The sequence below is a fragment of the Maricaulis salignorans genome, assembly GCF_900103475.1.
Lineage (GTDB): Bacteria > Pseudomonadota > Alphaproteobacteria > Caulobacterales > Maricaulaceae > Maricaulis > Maricaulis salignorans.
Genome location: NZ_FNHG01000004.1, coordinates 105,442 through 120,633 on the forward strand (window position 1 = coordinate 105,442; position 15,192 = coordinate 120,633).

At 64.5% G+C, this 15,192-nt stretch carries 12 protein-coding genes; 3 read left to right on the forward strand and 9 right to left on the reverse strand.

Features of this window, described 5'->3' with window-relative positions; translation table 11 throughout:
* Positions 1-76: 76 nt before the first annotated feature.
* From BLT42_RS05210 to BLT42_RS05220, 3 genes are all read left to right on the forward strand, one after another.
* Positions 77-1,612: an EAL domain-containing protein gene (locus BLT42_RS05210; RefSeq protein ID WP_176780261.1), complete on the forward strand. Its 1,536-nt coding sequence runs from the start codon at positions 77-79 to the stop codon at positions 1,610-1,612.
* 18 nt (positions 1,613-1,630) lie between these two features.
* Positions 1,631-2,179 carry a response regulator gene (locus BLT42_RS05215; RefSeq protein WP_091767848.1) on the forward strand — a complete coding sequence of 183 codons (549 nt, stop codon included), beginning with the start codon at positions 1,631-1,633 and terminating at the stop codon, positions 2,177-2,179.
* 61 nt (positions 2,180-2,240) lie between these two features.
* The gene (locus tag BLT42_RS05220) at positions 2,241-4,892 is read left to right on the forward strand and encodes a PAS domain-containing sensor histidine kinase (protein WP_091767851.1); all 2,652 of its coding nucleotides are present in this window, start codon (positions 2,241-2,243) and stop codon (positions 4,890-4,892) included.
* A 9-nt stretch (positions 4,893-4,901) separates the two neighbouring features.
* On the opposite strand, the gene BLT42_RS05225 is transcribed toward BLT42_RS05220, so the two are convergent.
* The 9 genes from BLT42_RS05225 to BLT42_RS05265 form a co-directional block, all read right to left on the reverse strand.
* The gene (locus BLT42_RS05225) at positions 4,902-5,468 is read right to left on the reverse strand and encodes a periplasmic heavy metal sensor (RefSeq protein ID WP_091767854.1); all 567 of its coding nucleotides are present in this window, start codon (positions 5,466-5,468) and stop codon (positions 4,902-4,904) included.
* Complete coding sequence (locus BLT42_RS05230) at positions 5,465-5,866, reverse strand: hypothetical protein (protein ID WP_091767857.1); 402 nt, start codon at positions 5,864-5,866, stop codon at positions 5,465-5,467. The genes BLT42_RS05225 and BLT42_RS05230 overlap by 4 nt, the downstream gene beginning before the upstream one ends.
* The gene (locus BLT42_RS05235; protein ID WP_233342333.1) at positions 5,863-6,528 is read right to left on the reverse strand and encodes an RNA polymerase sigma factor; all 666 of its coding nucleotides are present in this window, start codon (positions 6,526-6,528) and stop codon (positions 5,863-5,865) included. The genes BLT42_RS05230 and BLT42_RS05235 overlap by 4 nt, the downstream gene beginning before the upstream one ends.
* Positions 6,529-6,556: 28 nt before the next feature.
* Positions 6,557-7,192, reverse strand: a complete 636-nt coding sequence (locus BLT42_RS05240; RefSeq protein ID WP_143024053.1) for an EF-hand domain-containing protein — start codon at positions 7,190-7,192, stop codon at positions 6,557-6,559.
* A 74-nt stretch (positions 7,193-7,266) separates the two neighbouring features.
* Complete coding sequence (locus tag BLT42_RS05245; RefSeq protein ID WP_091767863.1) at positions 7,267-10,140, reverse strand: bifunctional [glutamine synthetase] adenylyltransferase/[glutamine synthetase]-adenylyl-L-tyrosine phosphorylase; 2,874 nt, start codon at positions 10,138-10,140, stop codon at positions 7,267-7,269.
* 38 nt (positions 10,141-10,178) lie between these two features.
* Entirely contained in the window at positions 10,179-11,615 is a 1,437-nt protein-coding gene (locus BLT42_RS05250) for a sensor histidine kinase (protein WP_091767865.1), read from the reverse strand.
* Between the two features lie 6 nt (positions 11,616-11,621).
* Positions 11,622-12,293, reverse strand: coding sequence for a response regulator transcription factor (locus BLT42_RS05255; RefSeq protein ID WP_091767868.1), 672 nt, complete (start codon positions 12,291-12,293; stop codon positions 11,622-11,624).
* 16 nt (positions 12,294-12,309) lie between these two features.
* On the reverse strand, positions 12,310-13,818 hold the full coding sequence (locus BLT42_RS05260; RefSeq protein WP_091767871.1) for a Do family serine endopeptidase: 1,509 nt from the start codon (positions 13,816-13,818) through the stop codon (positions 12,310-12,312).
* 108 nt (positions 13,819-13,926) lie between these two features.
* Positions 13,927-15,162: a bifunctional alpha/beta hydrolase/OsmC family protein gene (locus BLT42_RS05265; protein ID WP_091767874.1), complete on the reverse strand. Its 1,236-nt coding sequence runs from the start codon at positions 15,160-15,162 to the stop codon at positions 13,927-13,929.
* Positions 15,163-15,192: the final 30 nt, after the last annotated feature.

Sequence of the window (15,192 nt, forward strand, 5' to 3'; positions counted from 1 at the left end):
AATTTGGCACAAGGTGAACTTTAGTCTTGAGGTAACCAGGCTCTAAATGTCGCTGATCGAACAAAGAAACCGGTTCTTGTCATTCGCTTTCGCGGCGGCCGATATCCTGATCGAGACCGATCTGAACGGTTTGACCTGTTATGCCGCCGGCGCGACGGCGACACTGGGCGAGCCCAGTATCGAGAGCGGTGGCGTCGATTTTTCCCAACGCCTTGACCGGACGTCGCGCCCGATCGTGACAGCCTTGATGCGGAGTTTGAAACCAGGTCGCCGTGTCGGACCGGTACGGGTCGCTGTCGGGGGCCGTGAGGCCCAGTTGAGCGCCTGGCTGCTCGGCGATGACGACAGGATACGATGGGCGATGTCGTTTTCCGCCCTCAACGCACCCGCTGAGGTCGACCCACAAGCCTTTTCCCGGACAGCACAGGGCGCCATCGCGACGGCACGCGAATCCGGCGTTCCCATGACCATGTCGGTCCTGCAGATCGACGGCATCGAGGATATCAACCGGCTGATCGGCGCCAAGCGGGCCGATATGTTGCGTCAGGCCGTGACGGCCGAGTGCACCAATACTGTCGGCACGGGCGGTGTTGCCAAACAGGTCGACACGGCTCGCATCGCTCTTATTCACCCGGCCTCCGCCGATCTCAAAGCCCTTTGTGCCAGCATTGAGGAATTGCTTCAGGACAACACGCTTAAGAATACCCGCGTGCGCATCGATTCCATTCCCGACGCGCCGGAGCTTGAGCCGGAAATCGCCATCCAGGCCTTCCTTCATGCGGTCAACATGGCCGCCGACAGCGCCAATGTGCTCGATGTCCAGAGCCTGCAAAAGGTGGCCGCCGAAATGATGGAAGACACGCGCAGGCGGATGAATGAGATCCGCGCGACGATTGCCGGGCGCGTGATCGAACCGCATGCCCAGGCCATCGTCGAGCTCTCGACTGGCAAGGTCGCACACTACGAGCTTCTGCTTCGCCTGCCCGGCGGCCAGCCCGTTTCCGAAAGCGTCGGCTTCGCCGAAAGCACCGGCCTGATCTATGAGATCGATATGGCCATGGTCGAAATCGCGGCCAATTTCCTGCGCGATGATTTCGATCGCCCGGCCCTGGCCGTCAATCTGTCGGGACGCTCGCTGGAAAACCCCGCCTGGGGCAAGAAATTCCTGCAAATGCTGGCCGATTTGCGGATCGACCGTCGGCGCCTTCATTTCGAGCTGACCGAAACCGCGACCGTCAAAAACGTCAAGGCCGCCAATGCGGTCATCCAGAAAATCCGCGAGCGCGGCCACCGGGTCTGCCTCGACGATTTCGGTGCCGGCGCTGCCGGTTTCCAGTACCTGCGCGACTTCCCGGCCGACGTCGTCAAGATTGACGGTTCGTATATGCGCCACCAAAAGATGGACGAACGCGACACAGCCATACTCCAGGGCATGGTCTCCCTGTGCCAGTCGCTCAAGCTCGATACCGTTGCCGAAATGATCGAAACCGAGCAACGCGCCAAGCAAATGCAGGCGCTGGGTGTCACCTACGGTCAGGGTTACTATTTCGGTAAGCCTCTCCCGCTTAAGATGTTGTCAGATCCGCGGCGCCTCCCCTCGCGCGCCGCCTGATGTGATAATAGGTAGATCATGGCGGTAGACCTCAGCCGGTTGAAAGTCCTCATCGTTGACGACAACGGCTACATGCTGACGATCATGCGGACACTGCTGCACGGCTTCGGCATCAAGTCGATTTACGAATCCCGCGACCCGGCCGATGCGTTCGACATGGTGCGTTCGGACGCCATCGACATCATCATAACCGATTATCAGATGGACATTCTGGACGGGCTCGATTTTGTGCGCCTGGTACGCACCGGCGATGACAGCCCCAATCCGATGGTTCCGATCGTCATGTTGAGCGCCTATTCCGAGCGCAGCCGCGTGAAGTCGGCCCGCGACGCAGGGGTGACAGAATTCTGCTGCAAGCCGGTCACCGCGCGCGACATGTTTGCCAAACTGACTTCCGTCATCAATGCGCCGCGCCCGTTCATCCGCAACAAGACCTATTTCGGACCCGACCGCCGGCGCGCTACCTCCGAACAGCACACTTATAACGGTCCAGACCGGCGTGCTGGCGCGAAGGCCGAGGCGGCGAAGGAAGGCGAGGGCTGCGAGGACGGCATCGACGCAGCGTGACGGCGAGAATCACGAGGATCGGCAGTCGACAGAGCCTGCAAACGCAACGTAGTTTGGCGTCATGATTCAGGACGCCACCCGCCCCGACAGCTCCCGCACGGACACCGCAGCATCGCGGACGCCGGCCCGGGCACAGGCTGCGCGCGCGCCCAAGCCCCGCCGCAATGGCGGCGCGGGATGGATCATCATCGCCATGGTGCTGTTTTCACTCGCCTATGGCGGCATACTTCTGGTCAAGATACAGCAGGAACGCGAAGCGCTCGTGAGCGAAGCGGAGCGGTCGCAGGCCAATGCTGCCGGCTATCTGGCCGAACGCGTGACCGGGCGGTTGGCCGAGGCGCGGTACGCCCTGTCGTTCGCCAGCACCGATCTGCGCAATACCTCCATGCAGGACATCGAGACTGTTGCCCGGGCCCGATTGGCCACACTGGCGGAATCCGAGCTGATTGCGGAACTCGCGCTTCTGCTGCCTGACGGCCGCGTGCTCGCCTCGGGCGAAGCCGATAACGGTTTGCGCGAGATTGCCGGCACCGCCCTCGACACCCCATCCGGTTTCACGACCGAAATCACTGCCGCAGGCGAAGCCTTTCTGGTTCTCGCTGTTCCAGCCCAACTCAGCGACGGAACGGTGGGTGCCTATGTCGCACGCCTGCCGGCGCTCACCATCCTGCCCGACTGGGGCGAGGAGCGCGTTGTCGCCCTCGCCGACGGCGCCGGCGGCATGCTCGCGATCCGGCCCCGCATCACCGGTGCCCGCCCCGGCACGCCGCTCGCCGAGCGCTTTGGTCTGACGCACGCCTATATCAACCAGCTCGCCGCCGGTGGCGGTGGCGCCAGCTCACAGGCGCATTTCGGTGAAGAACAGGTGACCTTTGCCGTCGCGCCGATCAGCGGCACGGATCTGCACGTCTATGCACTCGGCGCGATGCGCATCAATCAGAATGCCTGGTATCGCACGCTGTTTTTCTACGGGCTGATGTTCATCGCCCCGATTTTTGTGGCGCTGGGACTGAGTGCGCTGGTCTTCATGCAGATGGGCCGCTTGCGTTCGACCCGTCAGCAGCTTGCCGACAATGAACAACGCTTCCGTTTCGCCATCGAAGGTGCCCGCTGCGGCGTCTGGGACTGGAATCCCGAAGCTGACACTGTCTTCGTTACGGACTCCCTGGCGCGCATTCTCGGGCTCGGCGATGCGATGCAGTGCAGCGGCACTGAATTCCTCAAACTCTTCAGCCGTCCGGACCGCGACAAGCTGCGCGCCGCCATGCGCGGCGCGCCGACAGGCGGCGAAGTCGACCTGGAAGTCCTGGCGGCCTCGGCCCCGGTCTGGCTGCAAATGCGCGGCGGCATCCTCAACGAGGCCGGCGACGCCACCAAGGCGCGCATTGTCGGTGTCGCAATCGACGTCACCGACCGCAAGGGCGCCCAGGCGCGCGTCGTCGCGGCCGAAACCCGCCTGCGTGCGGCGCTGGAATCAATGACGGAATCCTTCGTGTTGTGGGATTCCCGCCAGCGCCTCGTCTTGTGGAACCGCAAATTCCGTGACCTGTTCAATTTCTCCGACGGCCGGCTCAAGCCCGGCATGTCCTATGGCGCTGTCGAGCAGGCCGCAGCCCTGGCTATCAAGGCCGTCCACGGCGATACCGACGGCACCGAGACCTATGAGATCGAATTGGCTGATGGCCGCTGGCTGCACTATTCCGAGCGCGCCACCGCCGATGGCGGTCTGGTCAGCGTCGGCGCCGACATCACCGATCTCAAGCATCACGAAGCGGCGCTGACCGAGAATGAGGCACAGCTGCGCAAGACCGTCGACGACGTCAAGCGCAGCCAGGCCCGCATTGCCGATCTGGCCAAGAAATATGAGGAAGAGAAAATCCGGGCCGAGGAAGCCAACCGCTCCAAGAGCGAATTCCTCGCCAATATGAGCCATGAGCTGCGCACACCGCTCAACGCCATCAACGGTTTCTCGGAAATCATGTTGCGCGAAATGTTCGGTCCGATCGGCGACCAGCGCTATGTCGGCTATATGAAGGATATTCTCGGTTCGGGTCAGCACCTGCTCGCCCTGATCAATGACATCCTCGACATGTCCAAGATCGAAGCCGGCAAGATGCAGCTCCAGACCGAGCCGACAGATGCTGCCGACCTGGTCGAGCAATGTGTGCGCATCGTCCGCGGCCGCGCCGAAGAGAAACAATTACGTCTGCACGCCGATGTTTCGGACCTGCCGGAGATCGAGGTCGACCCGCGCGCCTTCAAACAGGTGATGATCAACCTGGTGTCCAACGCCGTGAAATTCACACCCGAGGGCGGCCGCGTCACCATTCGCGGCTTCATGTCAGGGCTTGGCGTTGCCTTCCAGGTCTCCGATACGGGCATCGGTATCGCTGCCGATGACCTGCCGCGTCTCGGGCGCCCGTTCGAACAGATTGAAAGCCAGCACTCCAAGAGCCATCAGGGCTCCGGTCTTGGCCTGGCCCTGTCGAAATCCCTGATCGAACTGCATGGCGGCTCACTGTCGATCGACTCCCGGCTTGGCGAGGGCACCACGGTGAGCTTCGTACTGCCGATCACTCAGAACCAGCCACTCGAATCCGCCCCGGCTGCTGCCAGCCTGGCCGGGATTGAAGCGGCGCCGGCAAGCTTCGATGAAGTTGAGGATGAATTCGTCAGCGAGCCGGTCAAATCCCGGCTGATCGCCAACGAATAGCCGAGCAGGTTATGGCCGGTCCGGTTCCGGGCGGTGCTCCGGTCCGGGACGGCGGCGTTCCCGGCGCGGCCCGTCACCGCGCGCCCGACGCTCGCGGAAACTGTTGCGGCGTCCGGCTTCAAGCGCTGCGGCGCGGACCTCCGGATCCAGCCCGGCGATAATCTCGATCAGGGACGCTTCCATTCCGGCCTCAAAGCCAAGGCGGGTTTCCCGCACACGCTGGAGGGCAGCCTGGGCGGCAACCGGGTCGAAGGGCTCGGCGGCGAGCACCGCATCGGCTTCACGGCGGGCCTCGAACGCCTGGCGGCCAATGTCGCGCATCGTCTCCATATTCGCGCGCAGGCGCTGACCGGCCAGCTCGCGCTCGGCTTCCGGCAAGGCGCCAAGGAAACCGCGAACGTCAAAGCCCGACGACATCGCCCCGCCATGGCGCGATGGACCATGCATGCGGTCGCGCTCTGAATGGCTGCGCCAGGACGGACCGTCCGCGCTGCGATGGGCCAGGAAACCGATCAGGGCCCCGTTCAACAGAACGGAGACCAGAAGGGCGGCGATCCAGGGTGTGGGCGATCTCATGCGTCTCCTCCCAGCCAATCCGCCCAGTCTTCATCCAGACCGGTGAAAGCATCGGCATAATAGGTCTCGACCTCATCGGCCGGTGTAATCAGGGCGCCACTGGAAAAGCCGAGCATGACGCCGATCACCAGGGCTGCAGCGGCAGCCACAGGGGCGCGCCAGTTCCAGACCGCGGGCTCCGGCAAGCTGCGCAGGATGCGGCGTTGCAGCAGCTCGCCCGGCTGGCGCTCGGCCTTGCCGAGCAGAGCGTCGAGTTCGGCTTCAGCCGCCAGCGCCGCCGCCAGTTGGGACGGATGGCGCGCCGCAAAAGCCTCAGCCTGCGCGCGTTCGGCCGATGGCCAACGCTGCGGATTGGCGCCGTAGGCGCTCAGGATCTGGCGAAATCGCTCGTCTGTCATGGCTCTGTACCTGTCTGCGATGGCTGCGGGGCCCGATAGCCCGACATCAAGTCTTCGGCTTCCCCGATCAGAATGGATCGAAGATTGCGCCGCCCCCGCGCGAGCAGGGATTCAAGGGCATCAACACTGACCGACAGGATGTCAGCCGCATCGATATTGCTCAACTCCTGGAAATGCACGAGTTCCATCGCCTGCCTTTGCCGCTCGGGCAATTGCACCATGGCCTCGGCAATCCGGTTCTCAGTCTCGGCGCGCACCACCCGCCCCTCCTGGTCCAGGCCCGGATCGCGGCGATCCGGCAAGGTTTCCGGCAGGGCTTCGCGATGCTTGCGGCGGCGATCATGGCAGAGATTGATCGCGATCCGGCTCATCCAGGTGGAGACCTGGGCACGGCCGGGCTGCCAGTTTGCGGCCGCTTTCCAGACGCGAATAAACGTCTCCTGGGCCACATCTTCCGCGGCGGCGGCGTCATTGAGCATGCGGGTCGCGAGACCGATGATGCGCGGCAATCGCCGATTCATCAATTCGCCGGCGGCAGCGCGGTCGCCATCGGCAATCCGCGCCATCAGCGCTTCATCGGTCTCGCCAGCCGTCATGTCCGTCGCCATGTTGCGGGCACGGAAGACCGCCGGATCATTGGCGATCCGGGGTTCATTTGCCATTCCGTACCCGTCAAACATGGCAAAGGCACTAGTTACGCCACCAGCGACGGCGATCATGGCGCGCGTCTGCGGCAGCGTCCAGCTCGGCAGGCGTGATCACGCCATCGCTGTCCTGGTCAAGGCGGTCAAACCCGGGCCGTTCCATGGCCAGGAATTCGGCACGGGAAATCCGCTGATCATCATCGGTATCGGCCCGGTGCAAGCCCGCATCGCCCCGGCCACCACGACCGCCACGTCCGCCCCGTTCAGCGCGGTCACCGCGATCTCCGCGTTCGGCATGATCGCCGCGTTCGCCGCGATGCCCCCGGCGCATGGAGCGGCGCTCCTCGCCTTCGGGCTGGTCGGCGGCCTCCGCGGCACGCGCTTCATGCATGGCCCGCATCCGCTGGCGCACCGGCGACTGATCGGCCGCATCGAGATAGCCATCGCCATTGCGATCCTTCCACTCGAACATCTCGGCCTGAAGGGCATCGACTTCAGCGCGGGTGACCGAGCCGTCGCCATTGGCATCGGCCAGGTGCAGCATCATCATGCCGCCACCGTGTCCGCCGCCATGCCGGCCCGGACCGTCATGACCGCCACGACCGGGCTGGGCCTGCGCAACGGCACCGGCGACAAGCATGGCCGATCCGGCCAGCATCATTGTGAGAAATGGTTTTTTCATCGGGGTAATCCTGTTTGTCAGCGTCCTCGCATGCCCCTTCAACGCAGACCGGCGGCAATTCCGTCGCGGCTTTCTCAGTGCAGTTCCAGATAACGCTCAAACAGGGCCCGCACCTGCAGACACCGGGCGTCGAGCGCTGCCCGCAGACCATCCATATCCTCGACCCTGGCCATCGCCACGAGGCTGCGGGTAAAGCCTGCGCTGGCACCCGCCGGATCAAATCCCGTCCCGTGCGTCGCGCGCAGTAATTGCGCCATGCCGAGATAGAGATGAACGGTCTCGGCGAGAAAAGCGGCATCATCCGCCGCAATCACCCCGGAGCGGGCCAGTGCGGCCAGTGCCGCTGCCGTGGAATGATGGATCACCTGCCCATCAGGCGCCGTAACCAGTTGCAGGGTCTGGACGATAAACTCGATGTCCTGCAACCCGCCGACGCGGCTCTTGATATCCCATTCGGTTTGGGCCGGCCGGGCGCCCTCGAGCCGCTGGCGCATTTCGCGCGCATCGGCGAGTACTTGCTCGCGCGGCCGCACCCGCGTCAGCGCCGCCTCGATCGCGGCAATCAGATCATCATTGACCCCGCCATCACCAGCGATCACGCGCGCCCGGGTCAGCGCCATCAATTCCCAGGTCCAGGCCTCGTCAAAATAATACTGGCCGAAGCGCGCCAGCCGGACGGCCACGGGCCCCGCCTTGCCCGAGGGCCGCAATTGCATGTCGACCTCATAGAGATCGCCCTCCTCGGTCGGCGCGGACAGGGCACTGATCAGGCGCTGGGCGAAGCGCGAGAACCAGGTCTGTGCGGTTTCGTCACCGTCATAGACGATCATCAGGTCGAGATCGGAATCGGCCGACAGTTCGCGCCCGCCCAGCTTGCCGAGGCCAAGCACGGCATAGCGGCCGGGCATGTCGCCCGAGCGGCGCGCCGTTTCGCGCTCGGCGGCCTGCGCCATGAACTCAACCGCCGCATCGGCGATCGAGGAATAGGCGGCACCGGCCGTCTGCGCGTCGGCCGTGCCGCGCACGATCTGGGTACCGACCCGGAAGCGCTCTTCGCGCACCAGACGACGCGCCGCATTGAGCGCCGCCTCATAGGTGTCGCAGGCCGACAGCATCGCGCCCAGCCGGGTCCGGAAATCATCGGGCGGGTCCTGTACCAGCGGCACGGAGAAGCGGCTGTCCAGCATCACATCGAGCATGTCGGGCCGGCGCGCGAGATCGGCGGCCATACGCGGGGCAATAGTCAGGATCGAGATCAGATCCGCGGCCAGACCCGGCTCATTCATCAACAGGGAGAGCGGCTGCACGCCCATCGGCAAATTCTCGAAGAAGGCGGCAAAGCGGACAAAGGCCGCGTCCGGCTCGCCGGTGGCGGCCATGATGTCGACCAGCCGCGGCGCAATCTGCGCCAGCAGGGTCCGCGCTCGCGGGCTGCGTGCCGCCCTCACCTTGCCACCCGCCCAGCCATTGAGCCGTTTCCAGACCTGGTCAGACTGCTGGAAACCGAGCGTGTCCAACGTGGCCAGCGTGTCCGGCGTTGGCTCGACCCCGGTCAGGATCAGGGTCCCGGCCTGCGAGGAGAGCGAGGCGTCATCCTCAAATTGGTCGGAGAAATGGCCATGGACCCGGCGCAGAAGCGCTTCAACCGCCGCGTCGAACGCGGCGAGATCGCCATAGCCGGCCATCGCCGCGACATGGCGTCGATCGGCATCGCGCAGCGGCAGGGTCTGGCTCGGCTCGTCCTGGCGCATCTGGATCCGGTGTTCCCAGGCACGCAGGCTGCGATAGTCCTCGCTGAGCGATTGCAACGTCGCCGCATCCACCACACCGCGGGCCTCCAGCGCCGCCAGGGCCTTCAACGTCGCCGAAACGCGGACACTGGCGTCCCGGCCGCCAAACACGAGTTGCGGCACCTGGGCGAAGAATTCGATCTCGCGAATGCCGCCCCGTCCCAGCTTGAGGTCATGCCCGGCGGGCAGGATCTCGCCGCGCCGACCGACGGTCTGGATCTGGCGGGCCAGACCGCGAATATCCTCGATCGCGGCAAAATCCAGCGCCCGGCGCCAGATGAAGGGCTGCATCTGGTCGAGATAGGCCTGAGCCACATCCGCATCACCGGCGCAGTAGCGCGCCTTGATCCAGGCCGCCCGTTCCCAGGTCTGGCCGAAGGACTCGTAATAATTCAGCGCCGCATCCGTCGACAAGACGACCGGGGTCGAACCCGGGTCGGGACGCAGCCGCAGATCGGTCCGGAAGACATAACCTTCGGCGGTGACATCCTGAAGCGTGCGCACAATCGCCTGCAGCAATCGCGGCAGACGCTGGCGCGGCTCCTGGTCCGCCGGCATGCGCAGCGCGTCGGCATCGAACAGCGCGACCAGATCGATATCGGACGAGTAATTGAGCTCGCCCGTGCCCATCTTGCCGAGCGCGAAGACGAAGAGGCCCGGCAGCGGATTGGCCGCGTCCTCCACCGGCAGGGCCCGCCCCGCAGCTGCGGCGAACCGGACATGGCCCAGCAGGGCGGCCTGCACCGCCGCATCGGCGAACCGGCTCACGGCGGCGGTGACGTCGGCGACATCCCAGCGCCCGGCCAGATCGGCGAGCGCGACAAGCAGATGCATATCCGCCTTGGCTCGGCGCAGGGCCGTATCGAGGCTGGCGATATCAGGGCTTTCCGCCCCCGCAGCGATAACGTCGGCAATGGCCTTGTCCAGCCGGATCGCCGCGTCCTGCTGTGTACAGGCCGCCAGCCCCTCCGGGCGGCGCTGGGCCAGACGCCCCAGATAGGGGGCAGCAGCAAAGACACTGTCTAGAAATGGTCGCACGGTTGCGGTCGCGGCCTGCACATCGGCCGGCAGGCTCGCAAATACATGATCGCACTGGCCGGGACTGGAGCCGGGCAAGGGCGCAAGATCGCAATGAAGAAGTGGGAGCGCGTCAGACATCGGCTCAAACTGGCGTGATTGCCCGGCCGGGGGAAGCCCTAGGTCTTGCTCTCTTTTGCCGCGACAGGGAAGCTCAGCGAGGCCCGCAAGCCGGGGCCATGTTCACCATCGACAAGCCCGGGCCCCTCCTCGATCCGGAACAGGCCATTATGGATATCGCTGATCGCCTGGACCAGCGACAGGCCGAGCCCCGATCCCGGCAGCGTCCGTGAATTATCGAGCCGCACGAAGCGTTGGACCACGCGCTCGCGATCAGCCTCAGGCACGCCGGGGCCGGTATCGGTGACGGAGAATTCGATCAGGCCATCGGCCGTCTGGCGCAGGCGCAGCGCCACCGCACCGCCGGAAGGCGTATATTTGACGGCATTGTCGAGCAGGTTGGCGAGCGCCTGGGAGAGCAATCCGCGATCCCCCATCATCCGCAGCCCCTGCTGGACTTCGCTGTCAAAGGACAGGCCCTCATCCTCGCAGACCGGCTGGTAGAGTTCGGCGAGGTCGATGGCGATTTCCGCCGGGTCGAGCCGCGACATGGCGCTGCGGCTCTCGCCCGCTTCCAGCCTCGACAAGCTGAGAATGGCGTTGAAAATTCCCAGCAATTCGTCGGTGTCGGCGACCGCGCGTTCCAATGCCTGCTCACGCGCCTCGATATCACCATCCTCGCGCAGGGCCTCGTCGAGCCGGTTGCGCATGCGCGTCAGCGGCGTGCGCAAATCATGGGCGATACTGTCGCCGGTATGGCGCATGCGATGCATCAGCGCTTCGACCCGGTCGAGCATGGCATTGAAGTTTTCCGACAATTCATCGAGCTCGTCGCCAGTGAAATTGCGCGGGGCGCGGCGTTTCAGGTCGCCCGCCTTGACGCTGCGCGCGACCGCATTGATGCCGTCCAGCCGGCGCACGAAACGGCGGCTGACGAAAATACCCGCCGCCACGCCCAGCGCCAGGGCCAGCGCCGAGGCGGCCAGAATGGTATTGAGCATGCGGCCGACGAGGCGGTTCTCCTCATCGACATCGAGGCCGACAAACAGGCGATAACCACTGGGCAATTCGATAACGCGGCCACGGCCGGCCCGGTCATCCTTGTCGGTCTCGGTCGTGCCGCCGGCCGGAGGGCGCCGATAGGTGAATTGCAGTCGCCCTTCATCATCGGGCTGGATGTCCGGCAAGCCGGACAGATTGCCCGACAGGGCGCGTCCCGATGGATGGACGAGAAGATAGAGATAATCGGCACCGCCACCGACCGTACGCTGCAGGATATAGCGGTTGATGTCGCGAATGCCGCCGACCTGGAAACGCGCTTCCAGCGCCTCCATCTCTTCAAGGATCGCATCATCGGCGCGCCGCATCATCATCCCGGCCGACGCCACATAGACGAAGGCCAGGATGACGAAACTCGACAGCGCAAACAGCCCGGCCGACAGGAGGGTTTGCCGGAAAGCGGTTGTTCTGAGGAAGGCGGCGCCGCGATGACTCACGGGCGATCAGGCCTGCAAGCGATAGCCGGCCCCGCGCACCGTGTGCAGCAATGCACGCGGGAAGGGCTTGTCGATCTTTGAACGCAGGCGGGAAATATGGACATCGATCACATTGGTCTGGGGGTCGAAATGATAATCCCACACCTTCTCCAGCAACATCGTCCGTGTCACCACCTGGCCGGAATGTTTCATCAGGAATTCCAGCAGGCGGAATTCGCGCGGCTGCAGCAGGATTTCCTCCTCGCCGCGCATCACCTTGCGGGCGAGAAGGTCCATTTCCAGATCGCCAACCACCAGCCGGGTCTTCACCGCATCGGGATCGCGCCGGCGGGCCAGCGCCTCGACCCGGGCGAGCAATTCAGCGAAGGCATAGGGCTTGACCAGATAATCATCGCCGCCGGCCTTCAGCCCCTCGACGCGGTCATCGACCTCGCCGAGGGCTGACAGGATCAGAACCGGGGTCCGGATATTGTCACCGCGCAGCGCGGCGACCATCGTCAAACCATCCATGCGCGGCATCATCCGGTCGACGACGAGCACGTCGTATTCGGCGGCGCGGGCCATCTCCAGCCCCTCTTCGCCGTCGGGGGCGTGATCGGCCACATGACCGGATTCACGCAATCCCTTGCGAATATAATTCGCCGCTTCGCGGTCGTCTTCGACAATCAGGATACGCATGGACATGTCCTCCCGGTTATTCGGCTTCGCCAAGCTGGAGCGCGATATAGCGCTGACCAGCCTGGGTTTCGACGAGCAGGAGAATCGCATTGCGATTGCCAGCCCGGGCCGCGTTGATCGCGTCTCTCAACGCTTCGGTCGTGCCGACAGCGCGGCCGCCAGCTTCAAGAATGATATCGCCGCGCGACAGACCCTTGCGGGATGCTTCACCGCCCGGCTCCAGGCTTTCGATCACAAGACCGACCGTGCCGGCAGCCAGACCGCGGCCATCGCGCACTTCATCGCTCAATTCCGACAGGGTCATGCCGAAAATGTCGACACTCGCCTCGGCCTGCTCCCGGCTGGGCAGCTGGTTCAGCGTGGAGTCATCCGGGCGTTCACCCAGCTCGACGCGCAATGTACGTTCGCGGCCATCACGCAGGACGCGGAACCGTACATCGGTGCCCGACGAGAACTCGCCAATACGACGGGTCAGGTCGCGTGAATTCTCGACGCTCTCATCATTGACCGCCAGCACGACATCCTCGCGCTCGAAGCCGGCCTGGTCGGCCGGGCCGCCCGCAACAACCGAGCTGATGATCGCACCGGTGCTCTCTTCCAGCCCCATCGCGCTGGCGATATCCTCGGTGACATTCTGGATGCCGACGCCGAGCCAGCCGCGCGACACATGGCCATTCTCACGCAAGGCAGCGACGACGCGTGCTGCGACATCGGACGGAATGGCAAAGCCGATCCCGACACTGCCGCCGGTGGGCGAGAAGATCTGCGAGTTTACGCCGACAACCTTGCCGTCAAGGCTGAAGGTCGGGCCGCCGGAATTACCGCGATTGATCGGGGCATCGATCTGCAGGAAATCATTATAGTTCGAATTGCCGATCTCGCGCCCGGTGGCTGAGATGATGCCGGCTGTCGCCGTGCCGCCGAGGCCGAAGGGATTACCGACCGCGACGACCCAGTCACCGACGCGATAATGCGGCTGATCCTCGAGCGTGACGAAGGGGAATTCGATCTCTTCATCGACCTTCAGCAGGGCCAGATCGGTCTGTGGATCGAGGCCGATCACGCGGGCGGGATAGGTTTCACCGCCAGCGGTGCCGATCGTGATCTCGGTGGCACCATCGACGACGTGATTATTGGTGACCAGATAGCCGTCAGCCGAAATGAAGAAGCCTGAACCGAGCGATTGGCGCGGCTGGGCGGCCTGTGGCCCGGCGCGGCCGCCAAACTGACGCTCCAGCCATTCGCGCATTTGCGGCGGCATATTGTCGAGATCAACACCGGCCGGTGCCTCGTCCGGTGTCGAGCTGGCCTGGATCGTCACGACAGCCGGGCTGACATGCTCGATCAGGTCGGCGAAGGACATCGGCGCGCCGGCCGGGATGGCGGCTGCGAAATTGGGTTCCGAAATCGCCTGCATGGCATGCGCCGGGGCGATGGATTGATTGAGCAGGGAGCCGGCAGCGAGCGCGGCAAGGACCAGAACGGAAACCCCGCCAAGGCGACGGATTTTGGAAACTGACAACATGGGTAAGACAGACCTTTCTTGTTCGAGCCGTCGCCAGATTAGGCAGGAAGAAGCTGACGGCGGCGTGTCTCAAACATTACAATAACATTACAAACGGTAACCAACCCGTCATGTTTCAGCGGCACCGTTTTCCTCGCGCGTCTGCACCAGGGCCGGCCCGTGCAGCGTCCGGTGCACCGGGCATTTATCGGCGATTTCCAGCAGGCGCTGGCGCTGGTCAGCGTCGAGATCGCCGTCCAGCCGGATGGCGCGGTCAAAGATGTCGACCTTGCCTTCATGGCCCTCAGCCTCGCCCTTGCGGTGGCGCACAGTGACCGTGACGCGGTCGAGCGGCAGGGATTTACGGGTCGCATACATGCGCAGCGTGATCGAGGTACAGCTGCCCAGCGCGGCATTGAGGAAACCATAGGGCCCCGGGCCGCGGTCGCCGCCACCGAGATCAGCCGGTTCGTCGGCGATCATGACATGCTTGCCGCTGACCACGTGATTGGCATAGGGCCCCTGCCCGGTTTCACGCACCACGACACCGCCCGCATCGGCCGCGGCCGGCGGTGAATCACGCCGTCCGTCTTGCACCTTGCCTGCACCGATATAGCGCTGCGCCCAGGCAGCAATCACATCAGCCGCATGGCGCGCATCCTCCGGATCGCTGAGCAGGTGATCGGCACCGTCGAGGTCGAGATAGCTGCGCGAATGCCGCGCGGCCCGGAAGAGTCGCGTCGCATTCTCGACGCCGACGATATTATCGGTCGGCGAGTGCGCGATCAGCAGGGCAGGCTTGAGCGCGGCGACGGCATCTTCCAGTGAATGGCCCTCGATATCCTCGAGAAACTGCTTGCGGATGCAGAAGGGGCGCCCGCCCAGCATCACCTCGGCCTGCCCCTTGGCTTCGATCTCGGCAATGTCCGGGTGGAAGGCCTGGCGCACGTGCGACGCATCGGCCGGCGCGCCCAGCGTGGCAATCGCCCGCACCGACGGCAGCCGGGCTGCCGCCGCGATCACCGCCGCGCCGCCAAGGCTGTGGCCGACCATCAGGGCCGGCGCTTCATAGCGCTCGGCGAGAAAATCGCCGGCTTTCACCAGGTCCTGGATATTGGAGGAGAAGTTGGTATTGGCGAAATCACCCTCGGACTGCCCCAGCCCGGTGAAGTCAAATCTCAGGACCGCAAAGCCGGCCTGCGCCAGATGGCGGGAGACCCGGCTGGCGGCATGGATGTCCTTGGAGCAGGAGAAGCAATGCGCGAACAGCGCATAGGCGCGCGGCGTGCCGTCGGGGGTTTCGAGGCGTGCGGCGAGCGTCTCGCCAAGCGCCCCTGGAAATTCAACGCGTTCGGATCTGGCCATTATTCTCTCCCTGTCGTGTGAACAGAGATA

Bases quoted from the DNA above. Each gene is read 5' to 3' on its own strand.
- BLT42_RS05235 (WP_233342333.1), bottom strand. From the start codon at position 6,528: ATGGCAAATGAACCCCGGATCGCCAATGATCCGGCGGTCTTCCGTGCC.
- BLT42_RS05255 (WP_091767868.1), bottom strand. From the start codon at position 12,293: ATGCGTATCCTGATTGTCGAAGACGACCGCGAAGCGGCGAATTATATT.
- BLT42_RS05240 (WP_143024053.1), bottom strand. From the start codon at position 7,192: ATGAAAAAACCATTTCTCACAATGATGCTGGCCGGATCGGCCATGCTT.
- BLT42_RS05215 (WP_091767848.1), top strand. From the start codon at position 1,631: ATGGCGGTAGACCTCAGCCGGTTGAAAGTCCTCATCGTTGACGACAAC.
- BLT42_RS05220 (WP_091767851.1), top strand. From the start codon at position 2,241: ATGATTCAGGACGCCACCCGCCCCGACAGCTCCCGCACGGACACCGCA.
- BLT42_RS05260 (WP_091767871.1), bottom strand. From the start codon at position 13,818: ATGTTGTCAGTTTCCAAAATCCGTCGCCTTGGCGGGGTTTCCGTTCTG.
- BLT42_RS05265 (WP_091767874.1), bottom strand. From the start codon at position 15,162: ATGGCCAGATCCGAACGCGTTGAATTTCCAGGGGCGCTTGGCGAGACG.
- BLT42_RS05225 (WP_091767854.1), bottom strand. From the start codon at position 5,468: ATGAGATCGCCCACACCCTGGATCGCCGCCCTTCTGGTCTCCGTTCTG.
- BLT42_RS05245 (WP_091767863.1), bottom strand. From the start codon at position 10,140: ATGTCTGACGCGCTCCCACTTCTTCATTGCGATCTTGCGCCCTTGCCC.
- BLT42_RS05230 (WP_091767857.1), bottom strand. From the start codon at position 5,866: ATGACAGACGAGCGATTTCGCCAGATCCTGAGCGCCTACGGCGCCAAT.